Source organism: Caulobacter sp. GW821-FHT11E10, from assembly GCF_058808375.1.
Genome location: NZ_JBXARP010000005.1, coordinates 190,134 through 207,182 on the forward strand (window position 1 = coordinate 190,134; position 17,049 = coordinate 207,182).

General features: G+C 67.5%; 17 protein-coding genes. 11 read left to right on the forward strand and 6 right to left on the reverse strand.

Going from position 1 to position 17,049, the window contains the following annotated elements; genetic code table 11:
* Nucleotides 1-9: 9 nt before the first annotated feature.
* From AC1RRV_RS11980 to AC1RRV_RS11990, 3 genes are read left to right on the forward strand one after another with little or no spacing between them, the layout of a single operon-like run.
* The gene (locus AC1RRV_RS11980; RefSeq protein ID WP_492859856.1) at nucleotides 10-972 is read left to right on the forward strand and encodes a quinone oxidoreductase family protein; all 963 of its coding nucleotides are present in this window, start codon (nucleotides 10-12) and stop codon (nucleotides 970-972) included.
* Nucleotides 969-1,907, forward strand: a complete 939-nt coding sequence (locus tag AC1RRV_RS11985) for an NAD(P)H-dependent flavin oxidoreductase (RefSeq protein ID WP_492859857.1) — start codon at nucleotides 969-971, stop codon at nucleotides 1,905-1,907. Before AC1RRV_RS11980 ends, AC1RRV_RS11985 begins: the two co-directional genes overlap by 4 nt.
* An 11-nt stretch (nucleotides 1,908-1,918) precedes the next feature.
* Entirely contained in the window at nucleotides 1,919-2,686 is a 768-nt protein-coding gene (locus AC1RRV_RS11990) for an SDR family NAD(P)-dependent oxidoreductase (protein WP_492859859.1), read from the forward strand.
* Here AC1RRV_RS11990 and AC1RRV_RS11995 read toward each other — a convergent pair.
* Nucleotides 2,683-3,522, reverse strand: a complete 840-nt coding sequence (locus AC1RRV_RS11995; protein WP_492859860.1) for an arginyltransferase — start codon at nucleotides 3,520-3,522, stop codon at nucleotides 2,683-2,685. The genes AC1RRV_RS11990 and AC1RRV_RS11995 overlap by 4 nt on opposite strands.
* 114 nt (nucleotides 3,523-3,636) lie before the next feature.
* Nucleotides 3,637-4,536 carry a flagellar motor protein MotB gene (locus tag AC1RRV_RS12000; RefSeq protein WP_492859861.1) on the reverse strand — a complete coding sequence of 300 codons (900 nt, stop codon included), beginning with the start codon at nucleotides 4,534-4,536 and terminating at the stop codon, nucleotides 3,637-3,639.
* A 115-nt stretch (nucleotides 4,537-4,651) separates the two neighbouring features.
* On the opposite strand from AC1RRV_RS12000, the gene AC1RRV_RS12005 reads away from it, so the two are divergent.
* A complete protein-coding gene (locus AC1RRV_RS12005) occupies nucleotides 4,652-5,506 on the forward strand; it encodes an NAD(P)-dependent oxidoreductase (RefSeq protein WP_492859863.1) in 855 nt (284 codons plus the stop codon).
* Between the two features lie 3 nt (nucleotides 5,507-5,509).
* On the opposite strand, the gene bioD is transcribed toward AC1RRV_RS12005, so the two are convergent.
* The gene (gene bioD / locus AC1RRV_RS12010; RefSeq protein ID WP_492859864.1) at nucleotides 5,510-6,169 is read right to left on the reverse strand and encodes a dethiobiotin synthase; all 660 of its coding nucleotides are present in this window, start codon (nucleotides 6,167-6,169) and stop codon (nucleotides 5,510-5,512) included.
* Complete coding sequence (gene bioF, locus AC1RRV_RS12015; RefSeq protein ID WP_492859865.1) at nucleotides 6,166-7,317, reverse strand: 8-amino-7-oxononanoate synthase; 1,152 nt, start codon at nucleotides 7,315-7,317, stop codon at nucleotides 6,166-6,168. Before bioF ends, bioD begins: the two co-directional genes overlap by 4 nt.
* Nucleotides 7,318-7,392: 75 nt before the next feature.
* Here bioF and AC1RRV_RS12020 point away from each other — a divergent pair, with 75 nt between their 5' ends.
* Nucleotides 7,393-8,655 (forward strand): adenosylmethionine--8-amino-7-oxononanoate transaminase, encoded by a 1,263-nt coding sequence (locus tag AC1RRV_RS12020; RefSeq protein WP_492859866.1) that lies wholly within the window; start codon nucleotides 7,393-7,395, stop codon nucleotides 8,653-8,655.
* Nucleotides 8,656-8,661: 6 nt separating this feature from the next.
* Nucleotides 8,662-9,603: a DMT family transporter gene (locus AC1RRV_RS12025; protein WP_492859867.1), complete on the forward strand. Its 942-nt coding sequence runs from the start codon at nucleotides 8,662-8,664 to the stop codon at nucleotides 9,601-9,603.
* Between the two features lie 9 nt (nucleotides 9,604-9,612).
* On the opposite strand, the gene sodC is transcribed toward AC1RRV_RS12025, so the two are convergent.
* A complete protein-coding gene (gene sodC / locus AC1RRV_RS12030; protein WP_492859868.1) occupies nucleotides 9,613-10,137 on the reverse strand; it encodes a superoxide dismutase[Cu-Zn] in 525 nt (174 codons plus the stop codon).
* Nucleotides 10,138-10,262: 125 nt separating this feature from the next.
* On the opposite strand from sodC, the gene gyrA reads away from it, so the two are divergent.
* Nucleotides 10,263-13,037 carry a DNA gyrase subunit A gene (gyrA, locus tag AC1RRV_RS12035; RefSeq protein ID WP_492859869.1) on the forward strand — a complete coding sequence of 925 codons (2,775 nt, stop codon included), beginning with the start codon at nucleotides 10,263-10,265 and terminating at the stop codon, nucleotides 13,035-13,037.
* A gap of 29 nt (nucleotides 13,038-13,066) precedes the next feature.
* Nucleotides 13,067-13,555, forward strand: a complete 489-nt coding sequence (gene coaD, locus AC1RRV_RS12040; protein WP_492859870.1) for a pantetheine-phosphate adenylyltransferase — start codon at nucleotides 13,067-13,069, stop codon at nucleotides 13,553-13,555.
* A 25-nt stretch (nucleotides 13,556-13,580) separates the two neighbouring features.
* Here the strand turns inward: coaD and AC1RRV_RS12045 are convergent, their stop codons facing one another.
* Entirely contained in the window at nucleotides 13,581-14,567 is a 987-nt protein-coding gene (locus AC1RRV_RS12045) for an iron-containing redox enzyme family protein (protein ID WP_492859871.1), read from the reverse strand.
* Between the two features lie 238 nt (nucleotides 14,568-14,805).
* Between AC1RRV_RS12045 and AC1RRV_RS12050 the strand changes: the two genes are divergently transcribed.
* From AC1RRV_RS12050 to AC1RRV_RS12060, 3 genes are all read left to right on the forward strand, one after another.
* On the forward strand, nucleotides 14,806-15,624 hold the full coding sequence (locus tag AC1RRV_RS12050) for a peptidylprolyl isomerase (protein ID WP_492859872.1): 819 nt from the start codon (nucleotides 14,806-14,808) through the stop codon (nucleotides 15,622-15,624).
* A gap of 1 nt (nucleotide 15,625) precedes the next feature.
* Entirely contained in the window at nucleotides 15,626-16,471 is an 846-nt protein-coding gene (locus AC1RRV_RS12055; protein ID WP_492859873.1) for a peptidylprolyl isomerase, read from the forward strand.
* A gap of 93 nt (nucleotides 16,472-16,564) precedes the next feature.
* Nucleotides 16,565-17,032: a peptidylprolyl isomerase gene (locus tag AC1RRV_RS12060; RefSeq protein ID WP_492859874.1), complete on the forward strand. Its 468-nt coding sequence runs from the start codon at nucleotides 16,565-16,567 to the stop codon at nucleotides 17,030-17,032.
* Nucleotides 17,033-17,049: the final 17 nt, after the last annotated feature.

Genomic DNA, 17,049 nt, shown 5'->3' on the forward strand with positions numbered 1-17,049 from the left:
GAGGACGCAATGAAGGCCGCCGTCTATTACGAAACCGGTTCGCCGGACGTGTTCCGCTATGAGGATGTCGCCGATCCCGCCTGCCACCCGCAGGGCGTGGTGATCCGCGTCGAGGCGGTCAGCATCGAGGGCGGCGACACGCTCAATCGCGGCGGCGGCCAGATGGCGGGCAGCCCGCACGTCGTCGGCTACCAGGCCGCCGGCGAGATCGTCGAGGTCGGGGCCGAGGTCGCCCACCTGAAGGCGGGCCAAAAGGTCGTCACCGTGAATGCGTTCGGCTCGCACGCTGAACTCCGCGCCGTGCCGGCGCGCAACGCCTGGCCGATCCCGGATGGCTTCGATCTCCAGAAGGCCGCGGCCATGCCGGTGCCGTTCGGCACGGCGCACGAGTGCCTGTTCGGGGCGGGACGTCTGAAGGCTGGAGAGACGGTGCTGGTCCAGGCCGGGGCGGGCGCGGTGGGCATCGCCGCGATCCAGCTGGCCAAGAAAGCCGGCGCTACGGTGATCGCGTCGGCGTCGAGCGATGAGCGGCTGGAACGGCTCAAGGTCTTCGGCATGGACCACGGGATCAACTACAGCCGCGACGACCTGGTCGAGCAGGCGATGAAGCTGACCGGCGGCAAGGGTGTGGACCTGGTGGTCGACCCGGTCGGCGGCGCGACCCTGGCTGGCAGCCTCGGCGCCTTGGGCTATCGCGGCCGCGTCTCGTTGGTCGGCAATGCCGGGCGCGAACCGATGAAGGTCGACGTCAGTTCGCTGATGGGCGGCAACCGCTCGCTGACAGGCGTGTTCCTCGGGGCCGAGATCATGACCGACCGCGTCCACGATATGATCCAGGACCTGATCGAGCAGGCCGCCAGGGGCGAGCTGGAGGTCGTGATCGACAAGACCTTCCCGCTGTCGGAAGCCGCCGCCGCCCACGCCTATATCGAGAGCCGCCAGGCCGTGGGCCGGGTGCTGCTTATCCCATGACCGGCAACCGCGTCCTGGCCCATACGGGCGCCAAGTACCCGATCATCCAGGCCCCGATGGGCTGGATCGCCCGCTACCCGCTGGCTTCGGCGGTGTCGCGGGCCGGCGGTCTGGGAATCATCGAGACCTCTTCGGGCGAAACCGAGAACTGCAAGGTCGAGATCGCCAAGATGGCGGAAAGCGGTCTGCCGTTCGGGGTGAACCTGCCGATCCTGTTCCTGCGCGACGACGCCATGCTGCGCTTCGTCTGCGAGAGCGGCGTCAAGTTCGTGACCACCTCGGCCGGCAGCCCCGGCAAGTTCGTCGGGCCGCTGAAGGAGGCAGGCATCGTCGTCTATCACGCCGTGCCGACGGTCGACGCGGCGGTCAAATGCGTGGACGCGGGCGTCGACGGCCTGGTGGTGGAGGGCGCCGAGGGCGGGGGCTTCAAGAACCCGGAGGAAGTCTCGACACTCGTCTTGCTGCAGGCGATCCGCGCGCGAGTCGATGTGCCGCTGATCGCGGCCGGCGGCATCTGCGACGGGCGCGGCATGGCGGCGGCGTTCGCCCTGGGCGCCGAGGCGATCCAGATGGGCACGCGCTTCGTCAGTTCGGCCGAAAGCCCGGTGCACGACAACTACAAGGCCGCGATCACCGGCTCCAAGGAGACCGGCACCTGGGTGCTGAACAAGAAGGCTAGTCCCTGCATCCGCGCCCTGAAGTCCGAGCGCACCAAGGAAATCCACGAGGCCGGTCTGATGCCGCCCGACGCCCTGAAGGGAATCCTCGGCGTCTATTTCGGCGGCGACATGGAGGCCGCGCCCGCGCTGGCGGGCCAGACCGTTGGCCTGATCGACCAGATCAAGACAGCCCAGCAGATCATCGACGAGACCGTCGCCCAGTTCCACGACATCACCGGACGCCTCGGCGCCCTGGCCGCCGCGCGCGGCTTCTAGAGGATACGACCATGCAGAACCTCTTCTCGCTCGAAGGCCGCGTCGCGGTCGTGACCGGCGGCTCGCGCGGCATCGGTGCGATGATCGCCAAGGGCTTCCTCGTCTACGGGGCCAAGCGCGTCTACATCACCGCCCGCAAGGCCGCCGCCTGCGACGCGGCCGCCGAGGAACTCAGCCAGTACGGCGAGTGCGTCTCGCTGCCGGGCGACATCTCGACCCAGGAGGGGATCCAGGGGCTGGCTGATCGGATCAAGGAACGCGAGAGCAAGCTCGACATCCTGGTCAACAACGCTGGCGCGGCCTGGGGCGCGGCGTTCGATGAGTTCCCGGAAGCGGGCTGGGACAAGACGGTCGACCTCAACATGAAGACGCCGTTCTTCCTGACCCAGGCCCTGATCGGCGAGTTGCGCGCGGCGGCCAAGGATCATGTGGCCAAGGTGATCAATATCGCCTCGATCGACGGCCAGTCGGTGGCGCGGGAGGAGACTTATCCCTACGGCGCGTCCAAGGCCGGCCTGCTGCACATGACCAAGCGCATGGCCCTGCGCCTGGCGCCCGAGAACATCGCCGTCAGCTGTATCGCGCCCGGCGCCTTCGCCTCGGACATGAACAAGGTCGCCCGGGATCATGCCGACGCGGTGGCCAAGGTCATCCCGGCGGGCCGCATCGGCGAGGGCGAGGACATGGCGGGCGCGGCCATCTATCTGGCCTCGCGAGCGGGGGACTATGTCATGGGTTCGGCGGTGACGGTGGACGGGGGCGTGAGCTTCTCGCGCTAACCCAGGTCCTCGAGATCGGCCGGTTCGGCGTCGCTCATCGGCAGGTCGCAACCGTCCTTGGCGCCGCCGCGCATGCTGGGCGGGCGGGCGCCGCGTTCGCGGGCCGACATCAGCGACCAGCCGCCCGGCTTGAGGATTTCCAGCGGCGAGAAGCGCGCCTTGTAGGCCATCTTCTCGCTGCCTGGGACCCAGTAGCCCAGATAGACATAGGGCAGGGCGCCCTGCTGGGCCTGGACGATATGGTCCAGGATGATGAACGAGCCCAGGCTGCGGCGGACCTGATCGGGATCGTAGAAGCTGTAGACCAGCGACAGGCCGTCGGCGAGGACATCGACCAGCACGCAGGCGATCAGGTCGCCCGGACCGCGGTCCTGCGACTTCGTGCGATACTCGATCAGATGGGTGCGGACCGCTGTATCCTCGACCATGGCCACATAGTCGGGCCAGGTCATCTCGGCCATGCCGCCGTCGGCGTGGCGAGCCAGCAGGTAGCGGCGCAGCAGTTCGAACTGCTCCAGCGTCGCCTCGGCCTCGACCAGATGACGTTCAAGGTCGTCGTTGCGGTTCAGCACCTTGCGCTCGGAGCGCGACAGCACGTACTCGGCCGCCGGCGCGCGGGCCGACTGACAGGCGCGGCAGGTCTCGCAGGCAGGGCGATAGGCGATGTTCTGGGAGCGGCGGAAGCCGACCTGGGTCAGGCTGTCATTGACCGTCGGGCCGTCGGACAGGGGCAGGTGGGCGAACACCTTCCGTTCCTCGCGGCCGGACAGGTACGGGCAAGGCGTGGGCGCCGTCAGGAAGAACCGAAGCTGTCGCGTCGGAAAATGCTGCGTCACGTTAGCCCTTGCCCCTTTCAGCTCATTGCCGCTCTGAAACGAGATTAGGGGCCATACCGTTCAGTTGCGCAAGCTTCACGGAGCGCTCGCGCGGCTAACGGTCACAGGCCGCTTCTATAGGCCATCTGGCAGAACGGGTTTTTCACGCAACAGGATGATCGAAATCCGGCGATTGCCCGCCAGGGTCGGGTCGTCGGCATACAGCGGCTCGGAATTGGCCTTGCCGGAGACCTGGTAGATGCGGTCGTCGTCAACACCCGCGCCGCGCAGCACCTGGCGCGAGGCGTCGGCGCGCTGAGCCGACAGCGCCCAGTCGCCGTCCTGCTTCTTGCCGTAGGCGTTGGCGCTGGTGTGGCCCGAGATGGTCACCCGATTGGGGAGCTGGTTGATCACCTTGGAGACGGCGCGCAGCAGGATACGGGCGCGATCGTTCGGCTCCTTGGAGTTTTCCTTGAACATCGCCCGACCTTCCTGGTCCACGAGCTGGATGCGCAGGCCTTCCGGAGTCTGGTCGATCAGGATCTGCTTCGACAGCTCGGCCAGTTCAGGCATTTCCTGCAGCGACTGGCGCAGCGATTGGGCGGCCGAGGCGAAGCTGTCCTGCTCCTTCTTGGCCAGGGCGTCGCGCAGGGCTTGCTCGCTGGCCGAGTCGAGGCTGGCGGTGTTGGTGCTCTGGCCGTCCTTGTTGACGTCGTCCGGCGCTTCCGGGGCCATCTGCTGGATGACCGACATCTTGCCGTCGGCCTTGGCGCCGTCGTCGCCCAGCGAGGTGCCGCCGAGGATGCCGCCGGAACCGCTGGTGGTGGATGAGATCGAGGCGGGCGCGAAGTAGTCGGCGATGCCCTGCTTCTGCTCGGGGCTGGTCGTGTTCAGCAGCCACATCAGCAGGAAGAAGGCCATCATCGCGGTCACGAAGTCGGCATAGGCGACCTTCCAGGCGCCGCCATGGTGCCCAGCACCACCGCCCTTCTTGACCTTCTTAATGATGATCGGCTGTTCGCTGTTGACCGCCATCGTGCTTAAGCCTGCTTAACCTTAAGGCCGCAACCTGGCGGAAGGTCGTTAAGATGGGGTTGCCGAAGCCCTCGCTGGACGCGTAATCCCGGGCCTTCCTCAAGGGAGCAGCGGCATGAAGACGGCGTTTATCGGCATGGGCGTGATGGGCTTTCCGATGGCGGGCCATCTGAAAGCGGCGGGCCACGAGGTCGCCGTCTACAATCGCAGCCCCGAAAAGGCCCGTCGCTGGGCCGAAAAGCACGGTGGCCAGGCTTTCGAGACCATCGCCGAGGCGGTGGCCGGGGCCGAAGTCGTGCTGCTGTGCGTCGGCAACGACAACGACGTCCGCGACGTCGTGGCGCAGGTCCTTCCGGCCATGGTGGAGGGCGGGGTGATCGTGGACCACACTACCACCTCCGCCACGGTCGCCCGGGAGATGGCCGAACTCGCCGCCCAAACCGGCCGCTCTTTCGTCGACGCGCCGGTGTCGGGCGGCCAGGCCGGCGCCGAGAACGGCCAGCTGACGATCATGGCCGGCGGCGATCAGGCATCCTACGACCGCGTGCTGCCGGTGATCGAGGTCTACGCCAAGGCCGTGCGTCGCATGGGCGAGGTCGGAGCCGGCCAGCTGACCAAGATGTGTAACCAGATCGCCATCGCCGGCGTCGTCCAGGGCGTGGCCGAAGCGCTGCACTTCGCCAAGCGCGCCGGCCTGCCGACCGACGACGTCCTTGCCGCCATCTCCAAGGGCTCGGCCCAGTCGTGGCAGATGGAGAACCGCTGGCCGACCATGGCGCGCGGCGAGTTCGAGTTCGGCTTCGCCGTCGACTGGATGCGCAAGGACCTGGGCATCGCTTTGGACGAGGCCAGCCGTAACGGCGCGAACCTGCAGAGCACGGCCCTGATCGATCAGTTCTACGCCGAGGTTCAGGCCATGGGCGGCAACCGCTGGGACACGTCCAGCCTCGTCGCGCGGCTGGAGAAGTAGGCGCTAGCTCAGTAGCAGATCGGCGAGCGCCGCCGCGCTCCAGGTCGGATCGCGCGGCGCGGTCACGATCGGCGCGTTGCGCTCGAAGGCGCGCAGCATTTCGACGGTCTGCTCCAGATCCGGCGCGTCGAGACTTTCGCTGACCACGATCGCCGCCACCGTCAGCCCGCGCGCCCGAAGCACCTCCAGCGCGGTCAGCACATGGCTGGCCGTGCCAAGATAGCTGCCGGCGACCAGCAGGATCGGCAGGCTCAAGGCGGCCATCAGGTCGAGATTGGTGGCGTCGTCGGTCATCGGCGACATGACCCCACCGGCCCCTTCGACGAGCGCGAGGTCGACGTCGCGGTCCGCCAACCAGGTCCGACAATCGCTGACCAGATCCGCCATGGCCAGGGTCTCGCCTTCCAGCCGGGCCGCCAAGTGCGGGGCCAGCGGTGCGCGGTAGCGGCGGGGCGAGACCGCGCGCCAGGCGTCCGGCCGGTCCATGGCCGCGGCGAGGCGAGCGGGGTCGCTGGCTTCGGGCGCGTCGGGATCGAAGCCGCTGACTATCGGCTTGAAAGCATCGACGGTCTTGCCGCGCGCTCGGGCGGCGCGGAGCAGAGCGCAGGCGACGTGGGTCTTGCCCAGGTCCGTACCGGTTCCGGCGACGAACAGGGCCTTCATGAGGCGGCCTTAAGCGCGGCGACGGCATCGGCCAGGCGGAGAACATCGTCATCGCTGTGGACGGCGCTGAAGGCCACGCGCAGGCGGGCCGTCCCCTCCGGCACGGTCGGCGGGCGGATGGCGACGACCAGGAAGCCTTGCGCCTCCAGCGCGGCCGAAGCGGCGAGGGCGGCGTCGGCGCTGCCCAGCACCACGGGCACGATCGGGCTCACGGCGTCCGGCAAGCCCAGGCGATGGGTGAACAGGCGGGCCTTGGCGATGGGCCGGGCGGTGAATTCCGGCTCAGCCTCGATGAGGTCCAGCGACGCCAGGGCCGCGGCGGCCGAGGCGGGCGGCAGGCCGGTGGCGTAGACCAGCGTGCGGGCCCGGGTCTTCAGGAGATCGATTACCGCCTGCGAGCCGCACAGGTAGCCGCCGTAGGAACCCAGCGCCTTGGACAGGGTGCCCATCTGGAGCGGGATGTCCGCGCCCGGAAATAGGGCGCTCGAGCCGCGCCCCTCGGCCAGCACCCCGACCCCGTGGGCGTCGTCGCTGAGCAGCCAGGCGTCGTGGTTCGTGCAGAGGTCGGACAGCGCGCCGAGCGGCGCGATGTCGCCGTCCATCGAAAAGACACCGTCGGTAGCCACCAGGGCGCGGCGGGCCTGGGGACGCTCGGTCGTCAGCAGGCGCTCCAGGTCGGCGACATCGTTGTGAGCGAATTTGACGACCTTCGCGCCCGACAGCTGCGCGCCGGCCCAGATGCAGGCATGGGCCAGGGCGTCGACAAAGATCGCGTCGCCCGGCCCGACCAAGGTGGGAATGACGCCGGTATTGGCCAGATAGCCCGAGCCGAACACGCAGGCCGCCTCGGTCCCCTTGAGGCGCGCCAGGCGCTTTTCTAGATCGCTCAGCAGCGGATGGTCGCCCGTCACCAGGCGCGAGGCCGCCGCGCCCGCGCCATAGTTCAGCGCCGCTTCGGCCGCCGCGGCGCGGACGGCGGGGTGCTGCGACAGGCCCAGATAGTCGTTGCACGAGAACGAGATCAGCCGCTTGCCCTCGCGCTCGACCACCGCGCCGTCGTGGCGTCGGGTGGGCTTCAGGCGGCGCAGCAGGCTCTTGGCGTCGAGGGCCGCCAGCTTCTCGCCGGCGAAGGCGTCGAGGCTTTGCATGTCGTTTCCTGTTTGCCGCGAGTGACCCGGGGGCATAGGCAAGGCGCCCCGAGTCCGCAAACGGAAAGCGCCATTATGTCCGATCCGACCTGGCTGACCGAAGGCGCCCCGCACGTCTGGCGGCCCTATTGCCAGATGAAGACCGCGCGGCCGCCATTGCCGGTGGTCGCCACGCACGGTTCGCGGCTCGTTCTGGCCGATGGGCGTGAACTGGTCGACGGTCTCGCCTCGTGGTGGACGGCCTGTCACGGCTACAATCATCCCCACATCGCCGCCGCCCTGCGCGAGCAGATCGACCGCATGCCGCATGTGATGTTCGGCGGCTTGGCGCACGAGCCGGCCTATCGCCTGGCGGCGCGCCTGGCGAAGCTGCTGCCTGGCGATCTGAACCACGTCTTTTTCGCCGAGAGCGGCTCGGTGTCGGTCGAGATCGCCATGAAGATGGCGCTGCAGTTCCAGATCAATCGGGGTGTGAAGAGGCGGACCAAGTTCCTGGCCTTCCGGGGGGGCTACCACGGCGATACCCTGGCGACGATGACCGTCTGCGACCCGGAAGAGGGCATGCACAGTCTGTTCGCCGGCGTCATGCCCGACCAGGTCATCGCCGACCTGCCGCGCGACGCGGAAAGCGAGGCGGCGCTAGACGTGCTGCTCGCGGCTAGGGGGCACGAGATCGCGGCGATCCTGATCGAGCCCCTGGTCCAGGGCGCTGGTGGAATGCTGCTGCATCCGCCGGAAGTTCTGCAGGTCTTGCGCCGCCTGGCCGACAAGCATGGCGTGCTGCTGATCTTCGACGAGATTTTTACAGGCTTTGGCCGCACCGGGGCCCTGTTCGCCATGCAGGCGGCCGGGATCGAGCCCGACATCGTCACCCTGTCCAAGGCCCTGACCGGCGGGACCCTGCCGCTGTCGGCGGCGGTGGCTTCGTCTAGGGTGTTCGAGGCGTTCTGGTCCGACGACCCCGGCGCGGCGCTGATGCACGGCCCGACCTACATGGCCAACCCCCTGGCCTGCGCGGCCGCCAACGCCTCGCTGGACCTGTTCGAGGATGGGACTTGGTCCAGCAACGTCGCGCGCGTCTCGGCGGCGCTGGCCGAGGGACTGGAGCCGTGTCGGGTCGGGCGGGGCGTCGTCGACGTCAGAACCCTCGGTGCGATCGGCATCGTCGAGTTCGAGGACCCGGTCGCGGTGAGCGATCTCTGTGCGCGTTTCGCCGAGCTGGGCGCCTGGATCCGGCCCATGGGCAAGCTGGTCTACCTGACCCCCGCCTTCACGACGCCGGACGATGATCTGGCCCTGCTGACAACCGCTGTCCGCAAGGTGGTCGGCGTCGCCTGACCGCGATTGACCCGAGGGACGGGGTCTGGTCCAAGCACGGCCATGTCCTCCAAGTCGTCCCCGCTTACGGTCCTGGAATATCTCGCGATCCTCGCGATCATCCTGACCTGGGGGATCAACAACGCCGCCGCCAAGGTGGCGACGGCCTATCTCCCGCCGATGCTGATGGGCGGCCTGCGCTTTGCCGCCGCGCTAGCGTTCCTGTTCCCGTTCATCAAGCCGCCGTTCCCCGAGCCGAAGAAGCTGTTGACCATCGTGCTGCTGACGGGGCCGATCCATTTCGGCGCGATCTACGTGGCCTTCAGCATGGCCGACGCCTTGAGCCCGCTGGTCGTCGCCAGTCAGCTGTGGATCCCGTTCACGGCCATCTTCGCCTGGCGGATGCTGGGTGAAACCATGCGACTGCCGGCGGTCGTGGGGCTGCTTATCGCCTTTGTGGGGGTGGCTTGGATGAGCCTGGACCCACACGCATCCAAGGACCTGCCGGCGATCCTGCTGATCGTCTTCGCCAGCGCCTGCTGGGCCGTGGCGACGGTGCTGGTGCGCAAGACGCCGGGGATCAAGCCGTTGAAGCTGCAAGGCATGACCGCGTTGGTGGCGACACCGGCGCTGCTGGCGATGTCGGCTGTGTTCGAAACCGATCAGGTCGCCAAGATGCAGGCCGCGCCGCCGATCGCCTGGGCCTGCGTGCTGTTCGCGGGCGTGGTTTCGACCATCGGGGCCAGCGCGCTGCTGTTCTGGCTCGTGCAGCGACGTGAGGCCGGACGGGTGACGCCCTATTTCCTGCTGACGCCGCTGGTGTCGTGCACGATCGGCGTGATGTTCCTGGGCGACAAGCTGTCGGTCCAGCTCCTGATTGGCGGGGCGGCGACCATGATCGGCGTGGCCCTGGTCGCCCTGACCGAGAAAAGGGCCAAGGCCGAAGCGGCCTTGACCGAGATCGCCTAGATCACTTGATCACTTGATCACGCCGCAAGCGGCGCGCGCGCCGGCGCCGCCGATCGGCTGGGTCTTGTGATCGTCGGGGCTGGCGTGGACGACGATCGCCGAACCGTCGGCGTCCAGCAGAGCCGGGCGGCCGCCGGCGCCCTTCAGCGACACCAGGGTGGAATAGGCCTCGGCCGTGGCCGCGCCGTCGGCGCTAGCGAAGACGTTCGGCAGGTCGCCGCTGTCGTTGGCGGCCGGGTTCAGCAGGCCGTGGACCGTGGTCGCGGCCGTGTGGACGTGGGCGCCGGCCGACTTGAAGTCCGGCGCGCCGCAGTCGCCCTTCTCGTGGAAATGGACCGCGTGCCAGCCGGGCGTCAGGCCCTTCAGTTCCAGCTTCAACAGCACGCCATGCGGCGCTTCGGTCAGCGTGACCACGCCGGCGTCCTTGCCGTCACCCGTCTTGATGACCGAGGTCGCGGTGGTCTGAGCCAGGGCGGGCGAGGCGGCGATCAGAGCGGCTATGGCGACACCGGTGGCGGCGGGGAGGCGGATCATGCGTTTTTCCTTCGAATTCAAGCAAACAGGCGGGGATGAAGCGGCCGGAAAGGTGGCGCCGTCCCCATCCCAATGCTAACAGTTTCAGACTGTTCCGTGTCCGATTCTGACGGCGAAAAATCCCCTTGAGCGACGAACACACCACGATCCCCGCCGAAGGTTCTCGCGGGGATGTTGCCCCGATCAATATCGAGGACGAACTCCGCCGCTCCTATCTCGACTACGCGATGAGCGTGATCGTCAGCCGCGCCCTGCCGGACGCGCGCGATGGCCTCAAGCCCGTGCACCGTCGGGTGCTGTTCTCGATGCACGAGCAGGGCCAGACGCCGGAGCGTCCCTATGTGAAGTCGGCCCGCGTGGTCGGTGACGTGATGGGTAAGTATCACCCGCACGGCGACGCCTCGATCTACTTCACCCTGGTCCGCATGACCCAGTCGTTCTCGATGGGCTTGGTGCTGATCGACGGCCAGGGCAATTTCGGCTCGGTCGACGGCGATATGCCTGCGGCCATGCGCTACACGGAATGCCGCATGGCCCCGCCGGCCATGTCGCTGCTGGCCGACCTGGACAAGAACACGGTCGACTTCGCCGATAACTACGACGGCAAGGAGCAGGAACCGACCGTCCTGCCGTCGCGGATCCCGAACCTTTTGGTCAACGGCGCCGGCGGCATCGCCGTCGGCATGGCCACCAACATCCCGCCGCATAATCTGGGTGAGATCGTCGACGCCTGTTTGCTGCTGATCGACGACCCCGACGTCACCACCGACCAACTGCTGGACCTGGTGCCAGGCCCCGACTTCCCGACCGGCGGTGAGATCATCGGCCGCGCGGGCCCGCGCCAGGCGCTGCTGACGGGCCGCGGCTCGGTGATCATGCGTGGCCTGGCTACGGTGGAAGAGATCCGCGCCGGCCGTGAAGCCATCGTTATCACCGCCATTCCCTACCAGGTGAACAAGGCCAACCTCGTCGAGTACATCGCCGAGCTGGTCCGCGATAAGCGGATCGAGGGCGTGTCGGACATTCGCGACGAGTCCAACCGCGACGGCATGCGCATCGTGGTCGAGCTGAAGCGCGACGCCTCGGGCGAAGTGATCCTCAACCAGCTCTATCGCTTCACGGCGCTGCAAAGCTCGTTCGGCGTCAACATGCTGGCCCTGAACCGTGGCCGTCCCGAGCAGATGGGCCTGCACCAGCTGATCAAGCTGTTCGTCGACTTCCGCGAGGAGGTCGTCGTCCGCCGGACCAAGTTCGAGCTGGGCAAGGCTCGCGATCGTGGCCACGTGCTGGTCGGCCTGACCATCGCCGTCGCCAATATCGACGAGTTCATCCACATCATCCGCTCGTCGAAGGACCCGACCGAGGCCCGCGAGCGCCTGGTGGCCAAGTCCTGGCCGGCCGGCGACATGCTGCCGCTGGTCGAGCTGATCGCCGACCCGCGCACGCTCCAGGAAGAGGGCGGCCTGATCCGCCTGACCGACGAGCAGGCTCGCGCCATCCTGGCCCTGACCCTGTCGCGCCTGACCGGCCTGGGCCGCGATGAGATCGGCAGCGAGGCCGCGTCCCTGGCCGACGCCATCCGGGGCTATCTCGAGTTGCTGTCCGACCGCGCCAACATCATGGCCGTGGTTCGCGAGGAGCTGGTCGAGGTCCGCGAGAAGTTCGCCATTCCGCGCCGCTGCCAGATCGTCGACGGCGACGCCGACATGGAAGACGAGGATCTGATCGTCCGCGAGGACATGGTCATCACCGTCACCATGAGTGGCTACGTCAAGCGCACGCCGCTGGCCAACTACCGCACCCAGCACCGGGGCGGTAAGGGCAAGTCGGGCATGGCGACCAAGACCGAGGACGCCGTCACCCGCGTGTTCTCGGCCTCGACCCACGCCCCGCTGCTGTTCTTCACCTCGGGTGGCAAGGTCTACAAGCTGAAGGTCTGGCGTCTGCCGCTGGGCGTCGCCAATTCGCGCGGCAAGGCGTTCGTGAACCTGCTGCCGATCGAGCCGGGCGAAACCATTACCTCGATCCTGGCCCTGCCGGAGGACGAAGCGACCTGGGGCAGCCTGGACGTGATGTTCGCCACCCGCTCGGGCAGCGTTCGTCGCAACAAGCTCAGCGACTTCGTGGACGTCCGCCGCAACGGCAAGATCGCCATGAAGCTCGATCCCAATGAGCTGGGCGGCCGCGACGGCATCGTCGGCGTGGCGGTCTGCACCGCCGACCAGGATGTGCTGCTGACCACGGCGGCCGGCCGTTGCATCCGCTTCTCGGTCGACGAGGTCCGCGTGTTCGCCAGCCGTGATTCCACGGGCGTGCGCGGCGTGAAGCTGGCCGGCGAGGACACCGTCATCTCGATGGCTGTGCTGCGCAGCGTCGACGCCACGCCGGCCGAGCGGGCCGCCTACCTCAAGCACCAGCGCGCCATGTTGCGCGCCACGGACGGCGAAGAGGGCGAGGATGTCGCGGCGCCCGCCGACGACGCCGAGGATGAGGTTGGGGAAGCCTCTCTGTCGCCGGAACGCATCGCCGAACTGGGCGCGGCCGAGGAAATCCTGCTGACCGTGTCGTCGGAAGGCTTCGGCAAGCGCACCAGCGCCTACGACTTCCGTCGTACGGGCCGTGGCGGCCAGGGTCTGGCCGCCCAGGATCTCAGCAAGCGCGGCGGCCGCCTGGTCGGTTCGTTCCCGGTCGATGAGAGCGACCAGATCCTGCTCGTCACCGACCAGGGCCAGCTCATCCGGGTGCCGGTCTCGCAAATTCGTGTTGCAGCGCGGAATACTCAAGGCGTAACCATCTTCCGCACCGCGCAGGACGAGCACGTCGTCAGCGTCGAGCGCCTCGCCGATTCCGGCGGTGACGACAATCAGGGCGAGGACAGCGGGGCGGATGAGACCCCGTAATCCCTCGAATCCTTAGAGCAGGGGGTTGCATGCGGGTTGGGCTGTATCCGGGGACCTTTGATCCGGTCACCAATGGCCACCTCGACATCATCGGGCGGGCCGTGAAGCTGGTGGACAAGCTGGTGATCGGGGTGGCGGTAAACATCGGCAAAGGGCCGCTGTTTTCGCTCGAGGAACGGGTCGCCATCCTGGAGAAGGAAACGGCGCACCTGACCAAGATCGCTCAGATCGAGGTTCGGCCGTTCGAAAGCCTGCTGATGCACTTCGCCCGCGACGTGAACGCCCAGATGATCGTGCGCGGCCTGCGGGCCGTGGCCGACTTCGAATACGAATTCCAGATGACGGCGATGAACCAGCAACTGGATCGCGAGATCGAGACCGTCTTCCTGATGGCCGATCCGCGCCACCAGGCCATCGCCTCGCGCCTGGTCAAGGAGATCGCTTCGCTAGGCGGCGACATCTCCAAGTTCGTGCCGGCGGGCGTGGCCGAGCAACTGGTGGCCAAGGTCAAACGCTGAACCGGGTCAGGCCGGCGGCGGCGACCTATTCGGCGGCATAGACTAGCGGATGTGTGTGCGCCCAGAGATGGGCGCGATAGGTGTCGAAGCACTGCTCACCGCAGATCAGGCGCATAATGGCGCCCTCGGCGATGAAGCGAGCCCGACGCGGGTCTTCCGACACCAGCGGGATAAGCGCCTCGGCGTTCCAGGCCTTGGAGTGCTCGATGTCGAGTTGGGCGTGCAAGGCGAAGTACTTGCGCGCCTCGGCGGCGACGCCGGTACGCTTGAGCCCGGCGTCGACGCAGGCCACACGCGTCGGCGCCGTCAGTTCGACGACACCCAAGGCGCCGATCGAATGCCAGGCATAGCGTCGGGTCGTGGCGAAGGCGGTCATGGTGTTCGCCAAGCACAGCGATTGCCACAGGGTGCTGTCGATCGTGGGCGAGAGCCCCAGCGTCGCCGTCGTGCGCGTCAGCATGGGGCCGTGCATGCCACGCTCATTGCCCCGGCCCATCTCGTCCCAGTAGTTGCGCGCCAGTTCCAGCTTGGCGCGGTCGGGGATCTTCACCTGGGTCAAAGCGACAAGGTCGTCGAAGCCGGCTTCGCCCGCCGCTTCTTGCGTGAGAAACCACTTGAGGTCTTCCAGCGAAGCCGCGCCTTCCAGCCAGTCGAACAACGGGTCCCACTGACCCGGGCCGTGGTCCTTCAGCGCCTCGAACCATTCGACGAACGCTCCGGCGTTCTCAGGGAGGTCGGTCAGCAGCGGCTCCACATGGGCTCGGAAGGCCTCGATGAAATCGCCCTCCAGACGCTTCATGCGCCGTTCTTCGTCGATCTCGTCGCGCCAATTCGGCGTCGGCGCCTCCGGCGTCAGGCGGCGATGGTTCCAGTGGGCCAGTCCCTTGTGCAGAGCCTCGGCGTCGGGAAATTGCGGGCTGAAGGCGCCCAGGCGCGAAAGGCGTTCGCCACCAAACATGCTCGCTGCTCCAAGCGTATGCGTGAAGGAGTGGTCCGGACGTGCGTCTTGCATGGTGCTCCTCCCTGATTTGACTAGCCGCGCTCCGGCGGCGAGCATCACAAACGAGGCGGGAACGGGTGCGTTCCAATGTCGACAAGTCGGCGCCGTCGCGGGTGCCCGTGACAGGTTTAGCTCGGTCTTCCCATCCTCGCCCCGATCCGGCCGAATTCCTGCGCTTCAACGGCTACGCACTTGTCGGGGAGGCTGAGGCGTTCTACGCCCACCCGACCTATTCTGTTCGGGGATTTCGATGAAGCTCGCCATGACCGCCGCCGCGCTGGCGCTTGCCGCCACCACGGCCTCGGCCCAGACCGTTTCGGACTGGCGCACTCCGGACCCCAACAACGTCATCGTCGTCGAGACCAACAAAGGCCGGATCATCGCCGAGCTCTATCCGCAGACCGCGCCGAACCATGTCGAGCGCGTGCGGGGCCTGGTGAAGCGCGGCTTCTATGACGGCCTGACCTTCTTCCGTGTCATCAGCGACTTCATGGCCCAGACGGGCGATCCGCAGAACACGGGGCAGGGCGGTTCTGACCAGCCGAACCTGACGGCCGAATTCACCTTCCGCCGCGGGGCGGACCTGCCGCTGGGCGCGCCCTTCAAGGTCGGCAGCAACGAGTCCGGCTGGTTCGGTTCGCTGCCGGTGACCAGCCAGCCCTCGGGCCTGGCGGTGATGACCGCCGACCGCAAGGTGGCGTCCTGGGGCAACTTCTGCAGTGGCGTGCTGGGCATGGCGCGCGCGGGCGATCCCGACAGCGCCAACAGCCAGTTCTTCTTCATGCGCCAGACCAATGCCGGCCTCGACAAGACCTACACCGCTTTCGGCCGCGTGCTGCAGGGCGTGGAGGTCGTGCGCAACATCAAGACCGGCGAGCCGGTGCCGGATCCGCAGGACAAGATGATCAGCGTCAAGCTGCTGGCCGACCTGCCGGCGGACAAGCGCCCCTCGATCCTGGTGATGGACACCCGCTCGGCCGCCTTCAAGGCGCTGGTGACCAAGCGTCAGGGCGAGCTGGGCGCCAGCTTCACCAATTGTGACCTCGACGTTCCTGTTCAGGTGAAATGACATGACCCTTTCGCGCGCGCTCCTGGCCGGGCTCTGCCTGGCCGCGATCACCACGCCGGTCCTGGCGGCCTCGACCCCGGCCAAGCCGGGTGAGGCCGATTGGCGAACGCCGGCGCCCGAGACGGTGATGGTGATCGACACAAACAAGGGCCGCGTGCTGGTCGAGCTGGTCCCCGAGGTCGCCCCGAACCACGTGGCGCGCCTGCAGGAACTGACCCGCGCCGGGCTCTATGACGCCCGCACCTTCTTCCGCGTGATCGATCGGTTCATGGCCCAGACGGGCGATCCGACCAATACGGGCGAGGGCGGTTCGGACAAGCCCAACCTGAAGGCCGAGTTCACCTTCCGCCGCACGGCCGAGATCGGCTTCGTTCCCATGGCCGCCCCGGCGGGCCTGGAGGTCGGCTTCGTCAAGTCGCTGCCGGTCGTCAGCCAGAACTGGAGCTGGAGCGAGATGACCAGCGACAAGAAGGTCTCGGCCTGGGGCACCTACTGCCCCGGCGTGGTCGGCATGGCGCGGGACGAGGACAACAACTCGGCCAACAGCCAGTTCTTCCTGATGCGCCAGCCCTATCCGTCGCTGGACAAGCGCTACACGGCCTTTGGCCGGGTCATCAGCGGCTTGGACGCGGTGCGCGCCATCAAGACGGGCGAGCCCGTGCCGGCGCCGCAGGACCTGATGCAGAAGGTTCGTCTGTTGTCGGATATTCCGGAAAACGAGCGTCCCAGGATCCGCGTGATCGATCCGAAGGGGGCCTGGTTCGCGGCGGAGACCAAGCGTCTGCGCGCACTGAAAGGTGCGGACTTCTCGGTCTGCGATATCGATCTTCCGGTCGAGCTTCGCTGAGCGATTACCGTTTCCGGGACCAATGCGGTTCACAGTCGGGCGTAAACCACGCTAGAAGCGCGGTCACAACAAATCTCACCCCAAGGGAAGACCATGTCGGCCGACCTCGAAAATACCCTGATCCTGACCCTCGAGAGCGGTCCGGTCACGATCAAGCTCCGTCCCGACCTGGCGCCTGGCCACGTCGAGCGCATCAAGGAACTGGTCCGCGAGGGCTTCTATGACGGCGTGGTCTTCCACCGCGTGATCCCGGGCTTCATGGCCCAAGGCGGCGATCCGTCGGGCACCGGCCGTGGCGGTTCGGACAAGCCGGACATCAAGGCCGAGTTCAGCAAGGAGCCGCACGTGCGCGGCGTCTGCTCGATGGCCCGTACGCCCGATCCGAACTCGGCCAACAGCCAGTTCTTCATCGTGTTCGACGACGCCACCTTCCTGGACGGTCAGTACACCGTGTGGGGCCAGGTGGCCGAGGGCATGGAGCATGTCGACGCCCTGCCCAAGGGCGAGCCGCCGCGCGCGCCGGGCAAGATCGTCAGCGCCAAGATCGCCGCCGACGCCTAGGGCTCAGCGACGCGACG

Coding starts and splice junctions, on each gene's coding strand:
- sodC (WP_492859868.1), bottom strand. CDS start 10,137: ATGATCCGCCTCCCCGCCGCCACCGGTGTCGCCATAGCCGCTCTGATC.
- AC1RRV_RS12020 (WP_492859866.1), top strand. CDS start 7,393: ATGTCCGATCCGACCTGGCTGACCGAAGGCGCCCCGCACGTCTGGCGG.
- coaD (WP_492859870.1), top strand. CDS start 13,067: ATGCGGGTTGGGCTGTATCCGGGGACCTTTGATCCGGTCACCAATGGC.
- AC1RRV_RS11990 (WP_492859859.1), top strand. CDS start 1,919: ATGCAGAACCTCTTCTCGCTCGAAGGCCGCGTCGCGGTCGTGACCGGC.
- AC1RRV_RS12055 (WP_492859873.1), top strand. CDS start 15,626: ATGACCCTTTCGCGCGCGCTCCTGGCCGGGCTCTGCCTGGCCGCGATC.
- bioF (WP_492859865.1), bottom strand. CDS start 7,317: ATGCAAAGCCTCGACGCCTTCGCCGGCGAGAAGCTGGCGGCCCTCGAC.
- AC1RRV_RS12060 (WP_492859874.1), top strand. CDS start 16,565: ATGTCGGCCGACCTCGAAAATACCCTGATCCTGACCCTCGAGAGCGGT.
- AC1RRV_RS12005 (WP_492859863.1), top strand. CDS start 4,652: ATGAAGACGGCGTTTATCGGCATGGGCGTGATGGGCTTTCCGATGGCG.
- AC1RRV_RS11985 (WP_492859857.1), top strand. CDS start 969: ATGACCGGCAACCGCGTCCTGGCCCATACGGGCGCCAAGTACCCGATC.
- bioD (WP_492859864.1), bottom strand. CDS start 6,169: ATGAAGGCCCTGTTCGTCGCCGGAACCGGTACGGACCTGGGCAAGACC.
- AC1RRV_RS11980 (WP_492859856.1), top strand. CDS start 10: ATGAAGGCCGCCGTCTATTACGAAACCGGTTCGCCGGACGTGTTCCGC.
- AC1RRV_RS12000 (WP_492859861.1), bottom strand. CDS start 4,536: ATGGCGGTCAACAGCGAACAGCCGATCATCATTAAGAAGGTCAAGAAG.
- AC1RRV_RS12045 (WP_492859871.1), bottom strand. CDS start 14,567: ATGCAAGACGCACGTCCGGACCACTCCTTCACGCATACGCTTGGAGCA.
- AC1RRV_RS12050 (WP_492859872.1), top strand. CDS start 14,806: ATGAAGCTCGCCATGACCGCCGCCGCGCTGGCGCTTGCCGCCACCACG.